Annotated in this window: 13 protein-coding genes; 2 read left to right on the forward strand and 11 right to left on the reverse strand. The window is 57.6% G+C overall.

Annotated elements, in window-relative coordinates:
• Nucleotides 1-31: 31 nt before the first annotated feature.
• Entirely contained in the window at nucleotides 32-2863 is a 2832-nt protein-coding gene (locus IK083_02120; protein MBR4748355.1) for an amino acid permease, read from the forward strand.
• Nucleotides 2864-2935: 72 nt separating this feature from the next.
• Complete coding sequence (locus IK083_02125) at nucleotides 2936-3856, forward strand: hypothetical protein (GenBank protein ID MBR4748356.1); 921 nt, start codon at nucleotides 2936-2938, stop codon at nucleotides 3854-3856.
• A 57-nt stretch (nucleotides 3857-3913) separates the two neighbouring features.
• On the opposite strand, the gene IK083_02130 is transcribed toward IK083_02125, so the two are convergent.
• The 11 genes from IK083_02130 to IK083_02180 form a co-directional block, all read right to left on the reverse strand.
• Nucleotides 3914-4822: a hypothetical protein gene (locus IK083_02130; GenBank protein MBR4748357.1), complete on the reverse strand. Its 909-nt coding sequence runs from the start codon at nucleotides 4820-4822 to the stop codon at nucleotides 3914-3916.
• A 60-nt stretch (nucleotides 4823-4882) separates the two neighbouring features.
• Nucleotides 4883-6115, reverse strand: a complete 1233-nt coding sequence (locus IK083_02135) for an acetate kinase (protein ID MBR4748358.1) — start codon at nucleotides 6113-6115, stop codon at nucleotides 4883-4885.
• 9 nt (nucleotides 6116-6124) lie between these two features.
• Entirely contained in the window at nucleotides 6125-7129 is a 1005-nt protein-coding gene (gene pta, locus IK083_02140) for a phosphate acetyltransferase (protein MBR4748359.1), read from the reverse strand.
• 45 nt (nucleotides 7130-7174) lie between these two features.
• Nucleotides 7175-7849, reverse strand: a complete 675-nt coding sequence (locus IK083_02145; GenBank protein ID MBR4748360.1) for a hypothetical protein — start codon at nucleotides 7847-7849, stop codon at nucleotides 7175-7177.
• A gap of 10 nt (nucleotides 7850-7859) precedes the next feature.
• Nucleotides 7860-8342, reverse strand: coding sequence for a pantetheine-phosphate adenylyltransferase (gene coaD, locus IK083_02150; GenBank protein ID MBR4748361.1), 483 nt, complete (start codon nucleotides 8340-8342; stop codon nucleotides 7860-7862).
• Nucleotides 8343-8413: 71 nt separating this feature from the next.
• Nucleotides 8414-9862, reverse strand: coding sequence for a hypothetical protein (locus IK083_02155; GenBank protein MBR4748362.1), 1449 nt, complete (start codon nucleotides 9860-9862; stop codon nucleotides 8414-8416).
• A gap of 57 nt (nucleotides 9863-9919) precedes the next feature.
• Entirely contained in the window at nucleotides 9920-13150 is a 3231-nt protein-coding gene (gene carB / locus IK083_02160) for a carbamoyl-phosphate synthase large subunit (GenBank protein MBR4748363.1), read from the reverse strand.
• Nucleotide 13151: 1 nt separating this feature from the next.
• Nucleotides 13152-14123, reverse strand: coding sequence for a hypothetical protein (locus IK083_02165; GenBank protein ID MBR4748364.1), 972 nt, complete (start codon nucleotides 14121-14123; stop codon nucleotides 13152-13154).
• A 49-nt stretch (nucleotides 14124-14172) separates the two neighbouring features.
• Complete coding sequence (locus IK083_02170; GenBank protein MBR4748365.1) at nucleotides 14173-14649, reverse strand: GtrA family protein; 477 nt, start codon at nucleotides 14647-14649, stop codon at nucleotides 14173-14175.
• An 81-nt stretch (nucleotides 14650-14730) separates the two neighbouring features.
• Nucleotides 14731-15276, reverse strand: a complete 546-nt coding sequence (locus tag IK083_02175; GenBank protein ID MBR4748366.1) for an aminoacyl-tRNA hydrolase — start codon at nucleotides 15274-15276, stop codon at nucleotides 14731-14733.
• A gap of 47 nt (nucleotides 15277-15323) precedes the next feature.
• The gene (locus tag IK083_02180; protein MBR4748367.1) at nucleotides 15324-16115 is read right to left on the reverse strand and encodes a sugar phosphate isomerase/epimerase; all 792 of its coding nucleotides are present in this window, start codon (nucleotides 16113-16115) and stop codon (nucleotides 15324-15326) included.
• Nucleotides 16116-16163: the final 48 nt, after the last annotated feature.

Here is a 16163-nt window from a genome sequence, read left to right on the forward strand (position 1 = left end):
CCGGGGAAAGGATATCAAGCTGCAGATATACATGAGCCAAGAACACACACCGCAAGAGTATCACAGATACCTGTCACCCGTTGACGTCTGGGCGCTGGCCTTCGGCTGTATGGTGGGCTGGGGAGCCTTTGTCATGCCCGGCAACACCTTTCTTCCCGCCGCAGGGCCCGCAGGGACCATTTTGTCCCTGCTGCTGGGCGCCGCCATCATGATGGTCATAGCTCTCAATATGACCTATCTCATGAGGCGTTATCCCTCCACGGGAGGCATATACGCCTACACCAAGAACCTGCTTGGCAGGGACCACGCCTTTATCAGCTCCTGGTTCCTCACGGTGTCCTATATCACCATACTGTTTCTCAACGGCACCGCTCTGTTTCTCATATTGAGGACCATATTCGGCCCCTCGTTCCATGCCGGCGCCCACTACCACATAGCCGGCACGGACATTTACGTCAAGGAGGTGCTCACCTCGGTGCTGGCTCTGGCGGGAGTGGGCTCTATATTCATCTTTTCCAAGCCCTTCCTCCAGAAGCTGCACACGGTGCTGGCCATCTGCCTTTTTGCAGGCTTAGGGGCCCTCACGGTCATATGCCTCTCCCGGGGGGCAGTCACGCCGGACACTCTCTTTTCCTACGGGACCCTGGGCATCCACAAGGGCAATGCCATACTGGGCCTGATGGTCCTGGCTCCCTGGGCCTTCGTGGGCTTTGAGATCATCTCCTTTGACACGGCCCACTACAGCTTTAGCATCACCCGGAGCAACGCCGTGATCATCACAGCCATAGCGGCTGCGGCTCTGGCCTACATTGCCTGCGCCGTCATTTCCGTATCGGTGGTCCCGGACGGCTGCGCTTCCTGGCAGGAATACATCTCCGGCCTGGGCAGCAGGACGGGCGTGGAGTCGGTGCCCACCTTTTATGCGGCAAAGGCCGCGCTGGGCGACTGGGGGCTGGCTCTCGCCGGCTTTACGGCCCTGTGCGCCATCCTCACGGGCCTCATAGCCTCCTACCGGGGCAGCATGCGTCTCCTGTCCACCATGGCCGAGGACCAGATACTGGGCCACATATTCAACGACTCGGACGCCTGCATACTGTTTGTCATGGCCCTGTCCATCATATTGTCCTTCCTGGGGCGCAACACTCTCATCAGGTACGTGGACCTCACCTCCTTCGGAGCCATAGTCGCCTACGGCTACACCTGTCTCACGGCGATGCTGTCCGCCAGGGCCGACGGCAGGTCCGCATTCGCGCTCCTGGGATGGGTCGGCGTGGCGGTATCCGTCATACTGGGACTGGTGCAGCTGGTACCGGGCATCCTGCCTGCGGCTCTGGACCCCATGTGCAAGGAGTCCTTTCTGCTCCTGTCCCTTTGGTGTCTTCTGGGCTTCGCCTTTTACTGGCGCACCATCAACCGCAACACTCTGTCCGAATACAGAAACCTGTCCTATTCCGGCATCATACTGTTTGCCATACTGATGTATTCTGCCATCATATGGATGTCCAAGACCCTGTATCTCAACGGGGATCCCCGGCATATGCACGCTCTGATCCGCATATGCACCGTCACGGTGGTGGGCATCATCACGGCAGGCTCCCTGCTCATGTTTATCATACTGTCCTTCGTCAGAAAAAAGCAGATGGAGCTGGAGCACGAAAAGTTCAAGGCGGAGAACGCCCGCGAAAAAGCCCTGGAGGGCAGCAAGGCCAAGAGCCGCTTTTTGTTCAACATGTCCCATGACATACGCACTCCCATGAACGCCATACTGGGCTACACTGCCCTGGCCCGGAAGCAGGACTCTGCGGAGGTCATGAAGGGCTATCTGCAAAAGATAGACAAATCCGGCCGTCACCTGCTGGACCTCATCAACGACGTGCTGGAGATGAGCCGCATAGAAAACGACAAAAAGGAGCAGCAGCCGGAGCCCGTGGATATAGCGGAGCTCTTTGACGACCTGCGGGACCTCTTTGCCGAGCAGATGACCGACAAGGGACTGGCCTTCACCGTGGACAACTCGCGCATCAGAAACCGTTTTATCCGCTGCGACAAGATATGCCTCAACAGAGTGCTCATCAATCTGCTGGACAACTCCTACAAGTTCACCCCGGCCGGCACCGTGTCCGTCAGGGTCGAACAGACAGAGGACGCCCCCGCCGGCTCCGCTGCCTTTACCATCACTATCAGCGACACGGGCATAGGCATGTCCGAGGAGTTCGCCGCCAATATGTTCAGCTCCTTTGAAAGGGAGCGCACCTCCACCGTCAGCGGCATCCAGGGCACGGGACTGGGACTCTCCATCACCAAGAGCCTGGTGGAGCTCATGGGAGGCACCATTACCCCGGTCACCACCGCCGGCAAAGGCACCACCTTTGTCATTGACGGACTCGTCTTTCCTGTCCTGCCTGCCGATGAAGCGTCCGCTCTGGCCGGTGAAGAGGCGGACACTGCCAATGCGGACTTTTCCGGCAAGAGGCTGCTGCTGGTGGAGGACAACATCATCAACATGGAGATAGCCGAGGAGATACTGGGCGAGATGGGCTTTGACATCACCACTGCCGACAACGGACAGGCGGCCATCGACACCCTCACCTCTCCCGCCACGGGCCCCATAGATCTGATCCTGATGGACATACAGATGCCTGTGATGAACGGCTACGAAGCGGCGAGAGCCATCCGCTCCCTGGAGGACCCCGGCCTCTCGCGCATCCCCATCATAGCCATGACAGCCAACGCTTTTCAGGAAGATATACGGAACGCTATGGAGGCGGGCATGCAGGGGCATATAGCCAAGCCCATCGACGTGAAGGATATGACCCGGACCATCGCCAAAGTCCTGAAAGAGGGACCGGTGGCCGGCGCATAGAATTTTGCCCCAACACAACGGGAAACAGAGACGGAGCGTCGATGCTGCCGTATTTTACAAGGAAAAAATATCATGAGACATGTATTACAAGCCCTGCTGGCAGTCGGCCTTCTGGCCCTGGCCGCAGGAGCGTTCTGCAACACCGTGAAGGTCGCTGTCCCCGCAGATCCGGAAGCATTCGCCCGGACGACGGTCGGCGCTCCCGAATACTGTGAGGAATACGTCACGGACACAGATATCTATACCTATCTGATCAGGGAATACGCCGACGTGACGATCGTCGAAAAAAAGGTGAAGATGAGAATGTTCACAGAGGACGTGAGAAAGGTCAACACCGTGTCCAGTGACAAGCAGTTCCTCACAGGCAGCGCCGACAAAACAAAGTGGGTGTCCCTCGAGACTCCCGGCGCCGGAGTATGCCGGGACAGGATCTACAGCGTGACCAAAGACGGGGACACCGTCTCGGTCCTGGCCCTGCTGACCGCCTGGGGCAGCTCGCCTCTGCTGCGCGACGAAAACATAGCGCTGGACGAGATACAGAGCGGCAAAGCGGATGGAAGGACCGTGATACTGAGGACCATCCTGACCGCCCCCTTCTTTCAGTCCGACAACACAGGCAAGGTGACGCAGGTGCCCGACTCCGCCGAGATGATCGCTCCCGACGTGGTCCGTCTGTCCTATGCCGACGGAGCCGTGGAGCACTGGATGCTGAAGCCGGACAGGGTGTTTGTCGCCAACAACAGACAGGGCGACCGGGACCCCGACAGGATGCTGCTGTGGACCAACGGCGTGGGCAAGGGCACTCAGCGCTCCCTCAACCATCCGGCCGAGTCCTGCCGCTTTGACCCCGACGTCTCCCGCGAGCCCTCATACGACAAGCCACAGGGCTCCCCCGCTCCGGACAAAAAGGCCCGGGCGGATGCGCCGGGCATATGGTCGGCCCTGGTGGCGCATATCAACGCCTTTTTTGCCCATATCTTCCGGGCAGCCTGAGGCCCCATAAATACCGGCTCCCCGCGGCTGCGCCGCGGGGAGCGTGTTTTTACCGAGTCAGGGCATACACAGCATGAGAGTGGAGATGACGCCGCACACGATGCCCACCCACTGAAGGGGCTGCAGCTTCTCTCTGAAGAGTATCATACAGAAGATGATGGCGAGTATGAGGCCGACCCCGTTGACCACGGGGAAGAATACCGCCGCCTCCATGACTCCCGACAGGAACAGGTTGATGATGTTGTTGAGGGCGATACACAGGGCGCTGACTGCAAAGAGGCCGAACACGAAGCCCTTGGTTTTCCTGGCCGCGGGCATCAGCCCCGCCTTGACCTCGCCTGATTTGCTCACCAGGAAGAATATCTGGGAGAACACCCAGCTGAACACAAAGGCCACCACCAGAAAGGCCAGCAGCTCGTGCTTGTGAGGCGAATTCTGGTGTATCTTCTGCAGCACGCCTATGAGTCCCGTGGTCACGGCTCCCGTCAGGGCCAGCAGGAACCACACCAGATTGCCCTTCTTGCCGTCCTCATCCTTCTTCACCGACAACGCAAAGCACACCAGCATAAAGGCCATGCCTATGATCTTGACGGTAGTAAGGGTCTCACCGAAGAAGAAATACCCAGACAGGGCGCTGATCATGGTGCCCGCAGAAGTCAACACCGTGGTATAGGAAAAAGGCCCTATGACCAGGGCCCTGGTCACCGACACGTTCTGTATCATGGTCACAAAGCCGAATACCACCGACATGAGGATGGTGTAGGCCGACCATTCCAGCCGGAAGCCGCTGAAGGCGAAGATGAACACTGCGCTGAGGCCCGCGGTGGCTGCGCTGTAGAGATACAGCTCGCTGGAGCGGGTGCTGATGACAGACTTGCTGTAATAGTTTTTGAGAAGCCCCACCACAAGGCAGACTATCAGACTGAATATGAGCAGCCCTGTCTGGGGAAAAGCGTTGAGATCCATATATTCACACAAATTAAAAGGACTGCAAGAGTATTACAGTCCTTGTCGTCGATACCTGAGCTATTTGGCTCCTGCCACCACTTCCACTGATTCCATGGCTATCATCAGCTCTTCGTTGGTGGGGATGCGCAGGATGCTGCCGTTTTTCTTCACGGACAGGTCCACGTTGCCGTAGAAGACGTCCTTGGTGGGGTCCAGCTCGTAGGACAGCTGATGGTTCAGCTCCAGGTCCAGCTCTATGCCCAGGAACTCCAGGTCGGAGCATATCTGCTTGCGCTGGGGCTCGCTGTTCTCACCCACGCCGCCGGTAAACACTATGGCGTCCAGGCCGTTCATGGCGGCCGCATAGGAGCCTATGTATTTCTTGACTCTGTAGGCGAACATCCTGAAGGCCAGCATAGCCCTGGGGTCCGTCTCCTTGTTGTCTATGATGTCTCTCATGTCGGAGGAGCGCCCGGAGATGCCCAGGAGACCGCTTTCCTTGTTCATCAGAGTGTCCACTTCCTTGGGGCTCTTGCCCAGTGTCTCCTCTATGAAGGTGACCACAGAGGGGTCCAGGTCACCCGTGCGGGAGCCCATGACGCAGCCCGCCACGGGGGTGAAGCCCATGGTGGTGTCTATGACCTTGCCGCCCTTGACGGCAGCCATGGAGCAGCCGTTGCCCAGATGGCAGGTGACTATCTTGCTGTCCTCGGGTCTGACGCCCTTTTCCTTCAGCATTTCCATAGCCTGCTTTGCCACGAATTTGTGGCTGGTGCCGTGGAAGCCGTAGCGTCTGATGCCGTATTCCTTGTAGAGCTCGTAGGGCAGAGCGTACATATAGGCGTAGTCGGGCATGGTCTGATGGTAGGCAGTGTCAAACACAGCCACCTGAGGCACGCCCTTCATCACGGCCAGACAGGCCTCGATGCCCATGGCGTTGGCGGGATTGTGCAGAGGAGCCAGAGCGCTCAGCTCCTTGATATCCTGCAGCACGCTGTCTGTGACCAGCACGGGCTCGGAATACTTTTCGCCGCCGTGGACCACTCTGTGGCCCGCTATGTCTATCTCGGATATGTCGCCGATGACGCCCCTGTCGGGATCCGTGAGGAGCGAAAAGACCTTGTCCAGAGCCACCTTGTGGTCCGACAGATAGCCTTCGAATTTTTCTTTTTTGTCGGAGGTGTACGTGAGGGAGCTGCCGTCGATGCCTATGCGGTCGCAGAGCCCCTTGGCCATCACCTTGCCCGTGTCGGTGTCTATGAGCTGAAACTTCAGCGAAGACGAGCCGGAATTGAGTACCAGTACCTTCATCTTACCTTCCTATTTTGAATATATTGCCTGGCAGGCCGTAATGGCAGCCACGTTCATGATGTCGGAAGCCTTGCAGCCCCGGGACAGATCGTTGACGGGCTTGCGGAGACCCTGCAGCACAGGACCGTAGGCCTCGGCCTTGGCCAGCCTTTCGGTGAGCTTGTAGGCTATATTGCCGCAGTTCAGGTCGGGGAAGATGAGTATGTTGGCCTTGCCCGCCACGGGGCTGCCGGGAGCCTTGGACTTGCCGATGGCTTCGATGATGGCAGCGTCGGCCTGGAGCTCTCCGTCCAGCATGAGGCCGGGCTCTCTCTCCTTGGCTATCTCGGTGGCGCGGATCACCTTGTCTATGATCTCATGCTTGGCGGAGCCCTTGGTGGACAGGCTCAGCATAGCCACCCGGGGCTCTATGCCGCACAGGTTCTGCATGGTCTTGGCAGACTGGATGGCTATCTCTGCCAGCTCTTCGTCGGTGGGATCGATGACCAGACCCGAGTCGGCGTAGATGAACACACCGTCTTCGCCGTAGGGGCAATCGGGCACTATCATCAGGAAAAATGCGGACACGGTCTTGCAGCCGGGAGCCGCCTTGATGATCTGCAGAGCAGGACGTATGGTATCGGAGGTGGAGTGTGTAGCGCCGGACACCTGTCCGTCGGCATCGCCTTCGTTGACCATCATACAGCCGAAGTGCAGAGGATCCTTGATGACCTCCACGGCCTTCTCTTCGGTCATGCCCTTCTTCATGCGCAGCTCGTAAAAACGATGAGCATAGCGGTCAAAGTCGGGGCTGGACGCAGGATCGACTATCCTGCAGCCTGAAATGTCGGCGCCGCACTTCTTGACGGCTTCTTCGATTTTTTCGATAGGATTGATCAGAACTACCTTGGCAATCCCTTCCTTGACGATCATTTCAGCAGCCTGGATAGTCCTCACATCTTCTGCTTCGGGAAGACATATGGTGAGCTGTGCTTCCTTGGCTTTCTTGTAGATGCTTTCCATTACGTTTGGCATTATAGATACACTCCTTAGTTTGTATTCGCTTTTCTCAGGTGACGATCAGTCCTCTTCCTCGTCATAATCGTCTTCGTCATCGGCAGCTTCATCCTCCGCCTCATACTGAGCCTGCTCTCCTCCGGAGATCTCGGGAAAGCTGTTGCCTGAGGAGCCGTCGGGATAAGAGGCCTCTATCTCGCCTCTGCTCTCGATGGTCCCCTGGATGTTGTCGATGGTGGTGTTGATGCTGGCCAGATAGTTCTCTATCAGCTCTCTCAGGCTCCCCAGCACGTCCAGAGAGTAGTTGTTCAGCTCGGTCTGGGCGTCGGATATATTCACGTTGGCCTGATTGATCAGAGTGGCGGCTTCAAAGCGGGCTCTCTCGGTGATGGAGTCCTCGCTCACCAGGTTGTCGGCCCGCATCTGGGCGTCCTGCAGTATGTTGTTCTTTTCCCTCTCGGCCTGGCTGACTATTGCTTCAGCCTGATTCTCTGCCTGAGCAATAGTGATCTCGCTTTGCTTGATGATGCTCTTGGCCTGCTCCAGCTCCCCGGGCAGGTTGGCGCTGATCTTCTGTATCTGCGCCTTGACTTCGTCGCATTTTACGACACAATACCCCACCAGCGAGGGGCCGTTGAACAGGTTCTCCAGCTTTGCCAGCTCACTTCTGGCGTCGCTCTTGCCGGAGGAGGCTCCGGAAACCTTCTTGACTTTGATATCGTTGTAATTTTTGCTCATGGCGTTATCCCTACCGTTTGGAATTGATTTTTTCTTTTAATGGCTCGACGACACAGGGGGGAACAAGGGCGTCCAGAGGCGAATCAAAGCCGGCCAGCTCCTTGACCATGGAAGAGCTCAGAAACAAGTGCTCGGACCTGGTCATCATAAAAAAGGTCTCCACGTCCTCCGCCAGTCTCTTGTTCATGAGGGCCATCTGCAGCTCGTATTCAAAATCGCTGATGACCCTGAGCCCCTTGATGGCGACCTTCACACCGTGAGCCCTCATATAATCCACCAAAAGGCCCGTAAAATAATCCACGCGCACGTTGGGGAGATGCTCTGTGGCCTCCCTGATCAGCGCCTGCTTTTCTTCGATGGAAAACATGGACCTTTTTGAAGGATTCACCGCGCACAATATGATCACTTCGTCAAAGATGCGCGCAGCCCTCTCGATGATATCGAGATGACCACAGGTTATGGGATCGAAGCTCCCGGGATATACAGCAACCATTTTATACCCTGATGATTATTCATATACATAATTAATTATACTCTTATTTCGGGTATATGTAAAGACGCAGCCTAAGGGCCGTCGGTTTTTTCGGGGCGGGAAAAACGGCTGTTGTAGACCTCGGTCAGGGCCAGATACATCTCGATGGAATGGCTCTGTATGACCTTGGGCGAGGCGGCTCCGTCGTGGATGAACGCCCAGATGATACCGTCAAAATCCTTGGGCACCCTGACGGCGTCCTTCAGGTTGCCCTCCACCATGGCCTTGCCCATGGCCACGCAGAACTCGTAGGTGGTCATGGGAGTCACCTTTTTGATGATGCCCTTTTTTGAGTACACTATCTGATAAAAGGCCACGGGATTGGGGGCCAGACGGGTCAGGTCACCGATGATCTTGTTTTTTTCGGCCGCGGAAAAGCCCACGCATTTTACTCCGTCGGCTACCCGGGTGAAGACCTCCTTCAGCCGGGCCTTTTCGTCGGTGGAAAAGGAGCCGGAGTCTATGACGGCGCCGTCCACTCCGAAGTCCCACATGGGGATGCCCGGCACCAGGTCGCCTTCATACATAAAGCTGAAGCGGCCCGGCTTGTCTCTCATGGGATGTCTGGTGTAGTTGGGACAGGCGTACACGTAGCAAAACACCTTCTCAAAGCCCAGCTTGTCTATGCCCAGACTCATGATCTGAGCCACGGCCGCGCCTCTGGAATGGCCCGTCAGCATTATCACGCTGCCGGCGGGCAGAGGATGCTCCGAGAGATAGCGCTTCACTATGGCGCCTCCGTCCGCCGCAGCGGCGGTAAAGCCCTTGTGGGCCCCGGTGTCGCCTATGTCAAAGTTGGAAAACCATTCTCCGGCCACGGTCCCCCGGACCACGCACATCAGCAGCTCCCGCTCTTTGGAGCCGTCGTATATCTTCCTGTGGGCCAGATATATCCCGGCCCTGTCGCTGCGCTCGGTGTGCTCGGCGCCGTAATAATTGTATTTTTCCACGTCCCGGAAGCCCATGGACTCCAATAGTCCTCCCAGGGCCTCCGTGTCCTGCTTGCCGCCCCGCAGATAGCCGGCGCCGCAGAGCATGATGCCCAGCCGGCCCAGAGCGGGCTCGTAGTCCTCCGGCCTGCCTCCGAACATCTCGCCTCCGAAGGCAGCGTCTGCCGTGTATTCGGAGGACACGGAGCGGGACCCGTTGAGCCAGCCCGTATGCAGCAGCCGGACGCTGACGGGCGCGGGAGGGCTGATGAGCCGATCCGGACGGGATGCTCCGGTGCTGATGACCCTGAGACGCAGGGTCTCGCCGGGGACTATCTTTTCCCAGCTGATGACAGCCTCGCCGTCCCGGGAATAGGCCGACGCCACAAAGCCCTCGTTTTCCTCTACGGCGTCATCCCAGAGGGACACCTTGAAGGTCTCGCCCGGGTCTCTGACCACTATGCCCCGCTCCCTGTCATAGGTCACGGTCTCTGCCGCCATCAGGCTGCAGGCCGCTGCAATAAGGGCAAATACACACAGGATCTTTTTCATGCTGACTCCAAAAAGGGAGTCCCGCCCCTGCGGGCGGGATACTCCAGGTCTATAGCGTCACAGTCCCAGATATTTCTGGATGCTGCGCACTGTGGTTTGCTGATGTCTGGCTGTCTCCAGACCTATAAGGGTGGCTCTGGCTGCGGCCACCGTGGTGATGATGGGGATGCCCCTGGCTATGGCGCTGGCCCTTATCTGCACCTCGTCGCTCTTGGGCTTGCGGCCCGAAGGAGTGTTGATGATCAGATCCACCTGATTGTTGATGATCAGGTCGGTGGGGTCGGGGCGCCCGTTGCCTATCTTGCTCACGGTCTTGATGCCGTCGATACCGGCAGCGGCGAGCTCTCTCGCTGTCCCCTTGGTGGCGTAGATGGTGAAGCCCAGGCTCTGGAGCTTCGAAGCGATATACTCGGCGTGCTTCTGGTCCTTGTGGGCCAGAGACAGGAAGGCAGTCCCCTTTTCGGGTATGCGGTTGCCGGCGGCTATCTGAGCCTTCAGATAGGCCACGCCGAAGTTCTGGTCTATGCCCATGACCTCGCCGGTGGACTTCATCTCCGGGCCCAGCATGCAGTCCACTCCGGAGAACTTCACGAAGGGGAACACAGCTTCCTTGATGCACACGTGCTCGGGAGTCACCTCGGAGGTGATGCCCTGCTCCTTGAGGCTGACCCCCAGCATGATCCGGGTGGCTACCTTGGCCCACTGGACGCCGGTGGCCTTGGATACGAAGGGCACTGTCCTCGAAGCTCTGGGGTTGACCTCCAGTATGTAGATGTCGTCGCCCTTGACGGCAAACTGTATGTTCATCAGACCCCGCACGTTCAGCTCTTCGGCCAGCAGGTGGGTCTGCCTCTTGATCTCATCCACTATATATCTCTTCAGGGTCCAGGCCGGTATGGAGCAGGCCGAGTCGCCGGAGTGGACGCCTGCATATTCGATGTGCTCCATGACTCCGCACACGAGAGTGGTCTCGCCGTCGGAGATGGCGTCCACGTCGATCTCGATGGCGTCATCCAGGAACTTGTCTATGAGCACCGGCTTTTCGGGGCTGGCCACCACTGCGCTCTTCATGTAGTTGGTCAGGGTCTCGTCGTCATAGACTATCTCCATGGCCCTGCCGCCCAGCACGTAGGAGGGGCGCACCAGCACGGGATAGCCCACCTTGTGAGCGGCCTCGATGGCCTCCTCTATGTTGACGGCTATGCCGTTCTCGGTCTGCCTAAGACCCAGCTTCCGGAGCATCTCGGCAAAGAGCTCCCTGTCCTCTGCCCGGTCTATGGACTCGGGGCTGGTGCCCAGTATCCTGACGCCGGCCTTCTTCAGGGCCAGAGACAGATTCAGAGGAGTCTGTCCGCCCAGCTGGACTATGACGCCCGCGGGCTTTTCTATCTCCACTATATTCAGCACGTCTTCCCGGGTGAGAGGCTCAAAGTACAGCTTGTCCGAGGTGTCGAAGTCCGTGGACACGGTCTCGGGGTTGCAGTTGATGATGATGCTCTCGTAGCCCTGCTCCTTGAGGGCGTAGGAGGCGTGGACGCAGCAATAGTCAAATTCTATGCCCTGTCCGATCCTGTTGGGGCCGCCGCCCAGAATGATGACCTTTTTCTTGTTGTCCGTGGGATAGGCCTGATCCAGGGTCTCATAGGTAGAATAATAGTAGGGCTTCTCGGCCTCTATCTCGCCGGAGCAGGTGTCCACCTGATAATAGGTAGCGGAGGCTCCCTTTTTCTCTCTCAGATCCCGGATGGTCATCTCGTCCGTCTTCAGCAGGAAGGCCAGCTGTATGTCGGAGTAGCCCCATTCCTTGGCCGTCTTGATGAGGTCAAAGGGGACAGAGTCCACCGAGTATTTCAGGAGCTCGGTCTCCAGGTCCACCAGCTGGCGCACGTTTTCGATGAACCAGTGGTCTATCTTGCTCAGGTCGTATATCTCCTGAGTGGAGAAGCCGTTTTCGATGGCGTGCTTCAGATAGAAGATGCGGTCGGCGTTGGGCTGGCCCAGCTTTTGCTTGATCACGTCTCTGGGAGCGCCACTGCGGGGCAGCAGGTCCTTGCCGTCGGCTCCCAGACCGTAGCGGCCCGTCTCCAGGGAGCGGATGCCCTTCTGCAGAGCCTCCTTGAAGTTGCGGCCTATGGCCATGGACTCGCCCACGGCCTTCATCTGAGTATTCAGAGTGGGGTCGGCGCCGGCAAATTTTTCGAAGGCAAAGCGGCACACCTTCATGACTATGTAGTCGATGGAGGGCTCGAAGTCGCTCATGGTCTTGCCGGTGATGTCGTTGCGTATCTCGTCAAAGGTGAGCCCCACTGCCAGCTTGGCAGCCACACGGGCTATGGGGAAGCCGGTAGCCTTACTGGCCAGAGCGGAGGATCTGGACACCCTGGGGTTGATCTCGATGATGACCATCTCCCCGTTGTCCGGATTCAGACCAAACTGCACGTTGGTGCCGCCGCCCCGCACGTCGATGGCGCGGATGATCTTCCGAGCCACGTCCGCCAGACGGTTGATCTCCTCGGTGGAGGTGCTCATGGCGGGAGCCACCACGATGGAGTCGCCTGTGTGGACGCCCATGGGGTCTATGTTTTCCATGCTGGTGATGACGATGACGTTGTCCTCGCAGTCCCGCATGACTTCAAACTCTATCTCCTTCCAGCCCAGCACGGACTCTTCCACCAGAGTCTGATGCACGGGAGAGGTGGCCAGAGCCTTGGGGAGCATCTTCTGATACTCTTCCATATTGTAGGCGGTGGCGCCGCCGGCGCCGCCCATGGTAAAGGCAGGTCTCAGAATGGCGGGGAAGCCTATTTCCCTGATGATCTCCATGCCCTCTTCCACCGACTCGGCTATGCCGCTGCGGGGAGTCCGGACGCCTATGGATTCCATGGTCTCCTTGAAGAGCTTGCGGTCCTCTGCCTTGGCTATGGCTTTTTCGTCACAGCCCAGCAGCTCCACGCCGTATTTGTCCAGAATGCCCTCGCGCTTCAAAAAGGTGCCCATGTTGAGGCCCATCTGGCCGCCCAGAGTGGGCAGCAGGGCGTCGGGGCGTTCCTGTGCTATGATGGCTTCCAGGGATTCGATGGTCAGAGGCTCTATGTAGGTGGCGTCTGCCATCTGGGGGTCGGTCATGATAGTCGCGGGATTGGAGTTCACCAGGACTATCTCATAGCCCTCTTCCTTCAGAGCCTTGCAGGCCTGAGAGCCGGAGTAGTCAAACTCGCAGGCCTGGCCTATGACGATGGGTCCGGAGCCGATAATGAGTATTTTTTTGATATCTGTTCTTTTTGGCATTTTATTCCTCCCGTGTTTTGATAGCGCTCACCAGATCCTGGGGCTTGTAGCAGAAGCCCATGACCATACCGTCCTCGCTGACGAAGGCCTCGGGGCTCTTGTCATGGAGGTTGGCTGCGGTGATCCGTATCCCTTTTTGCTCTTCCACCACGTAGCAGTGGTTCTGACTGGTGATCAGATTCTTGCGGGATGTACCCGGCTTCACAGGGATATTGGTCCCGTGATGCCCCAGTCCCAGAGACTTGATGCGGTAGCCTGCCGCCGCCGCGGCCAGGGCTGCGCCGTCTCCGAAGCCCACTACGGGCTTGCCGCCGGCAGCCCCTCTGATGGACTCCAGCACTTCGTCGCTGTCCGCCAGAAAAGCGGGAGCGTTGGATACTATGAGGACGTCAAAGGGCTTGCCTTCGCCGGCCACGGCTATGCCGCTGTCGGCGAGCATGGAAAAGAAGGACTTGCCGGCCCCCAGATCCAGCACCGCTGCGGTCATGGCGGGAGATTTGACCTTCAGGGGCTTCATCACGGGAGTGTAGTCCACCTCGAAGGCCTTCAGCCGCTTTTTCAGCTCGGCCGCGGTGAGCTTTTTCTCCGACAGCACCGCCATCTGCTCGCCCTTTTCCCGCAGATGGACCAAGATGGCTCTGGTGTCAAAGCCTTCGCCAAAGGCCACGTCTGCCTTATCCACAAAGTCCAGCAGGGTCTCCTTGGCCCGGAAGTTGCTCATGGTGCGGCTGTACTCCTTGCAGATGATGCCTGCGGGACACACCACGTCGGACTCATTGTCCTCTCTGTTGATGCCCGTGGCGCCTATGATGGGAAAGGTGAACAGCATGATCTTTCCCGTGTTGGCAGGGTTCGTGATGACCTCTTCGTAGCCGAAGCCGCCGGTGTATATGCTCAAAAAGCCCGCGGTCTCCTGTACGCTGCCCAGACATTTGCCTTCAAATACGGCGCCGTCTTTGAGTGTTAAAAACATATGTGCCTCCTATCAAAAAAAAAGAACAAAGCCTATATCAGTGCTTCGTTCATTTTGCCTTGAATAACATATACTTCCTGGCGTAGAAGTTCCAGAAAAAGACAATGACAGTGACAACTATTTTGGAAAACCATACGTTGGCCTCATTGGGCACAAATGATTTGACGGTTTTGTCTGCGAGCTGTATGATCATATCTCTCACCGGACTGGTGTCCACCATTACATATAGCAGATAGGCGTGCAGCACGAGACCAATGACGCCTATGAGCAGAAAAAGTGTGAACTCAAGACGCCTGTCGGTCACGGACCTCTGTGTAAAGATCCACTTTACCGACAACACGTATGACAGCACGACGCCTGCCAGAAAGCCTATAGATGATGCGGGGATATAGCCATAATGAAAGGTAAATATACCGAGAAACACTGCTGTCACCGCAAAATCCACCGCTGTATTCAGCAGACCTGCCACAGCAAACCTGACCAGCTGGCCAAAGCTGCTGTCGGTCGGCTCCAGTAATCCGGCCATAGAAATACCTCTCAAAAATATTCCCTTATAATATTATAATACTCGGACACCGCCTTGTCAATATCATTTGGGAAAAAAATGTCAGTTGTATTTGTTCATCACATAGACAGGCCCTTCGGCTATCAGGTCCTCCAGGGCGTCGGCTGCGGCGCCGAAGGCCTCCTTCATCACCTCCTTCTCGGCGGCGGTGAATTTTTGCAGCACGTGGACCGCGGCGGAGCCTCCCCGGCCTATGCCCACCCGCAGGCGGCAAAAGTCGGAGGTGCCCAGGTATTCTATGATGGACAGCATGCCTCTGTGACCTCCCGCAGACCCCCGCTCTCTGAAACGGAGAGTCCCTGCAGGCAGATCCATGTCGTCATACACCACCACCAGGTCGGCAGGCTCTGCGCCAAAACGCCTCATCACCGGCCTGACAGCCTGACCCGAGTTGTTCATATAGGTCATAGGCTTCACCAGGACCAGCTTTTCGCCCCGCAGGTTGGTCTCGGACACCAGAGCGTTGCCGGCAGTCCTGAAACGGGCGGAGAGCCTGCCGGCCAGAGTATTGACCACCTCAAAGCCCACGTTGTGGCGGGTCCTGGCGTATTCCATGCCCGGATTGCCCAGGCCTGCTATTATTATCATGCCCTCTCTCAAAAAAGGCGTCCCGAAGGACGCCGCTCGATCGTGTGTTATTTGTGATTTCTCAGGAAGCGCGCCGCCATGGCTATATCGTCGGCAGGATTCTCCCCTACTTCTCTCTCTATGACAAAGGTGCCGTCAAAGCCCACCTTCTTCAGAGCGGCCAGGTATTCGTCCCAGCGCACGTCGCCCTGTCCCAGAGGCACTTCCTTGTAGCCGTCCTTGACGGAGCCCCGGATGCCGTCCTTGGCATGGGTCTGGATGATGAGGTCGGACAGGTCATATACGGCCTGCACCTCGTCAAAGCCGCACATACACAGGTTGGCGGGGTCAAAGTTCACTCTGATGCGCTCCAGCTTCAGACCTCTCAGATAGGCGGACAGGGTGTTGCCTGCCTCGGGGCCGGTCTCGGTGGCTATATACATATCTATGCTTCTGCCGTAGGCCTCCAGCTCCGTGAGGGAAGCGGTGAGATTCTTGTAGCCGGGACATTCCTTGTCCTCGGGCACGGAGCCTATATGCAGCTGGATGATCTTGGTGCCCAGCTTCACGCCGTTGTCCATGACCGTCTTCACCCGGGCCACTTTGGCAGCGGCCTCGGCGCTGTCCTGACAGTTGAATCCGCCCACTTCGCCGCAGATGGAGGATATGAACATATCTCTGTCTTCAAAGGCCTTGCGGATATAGGCTGCCTGCTCGTCGGATATAGGCTGAAATACGTCTATCCCGGGCACGTTGGCAAACTCCATCCCCACCAGACCCAGCTCCTTGGCCTTGTCCATGGCGGGGATAAACTCCATTCTGAAGGAGCTGATGAAGGCTCCGATCTTTAAGTTATTCACTGCATACTCCAGTTCACAAAAATATGGTCATCCGGCTTCCCGTATGAC

It is taken from the genome of Abditibacteriota bacterium (assembly GCA_017552965.1).
Classification (GTDB): domain Bacteria; phylum Armatimonadota; class UBA5829; order UBA5829; family UBA5829; genus RGIG7931.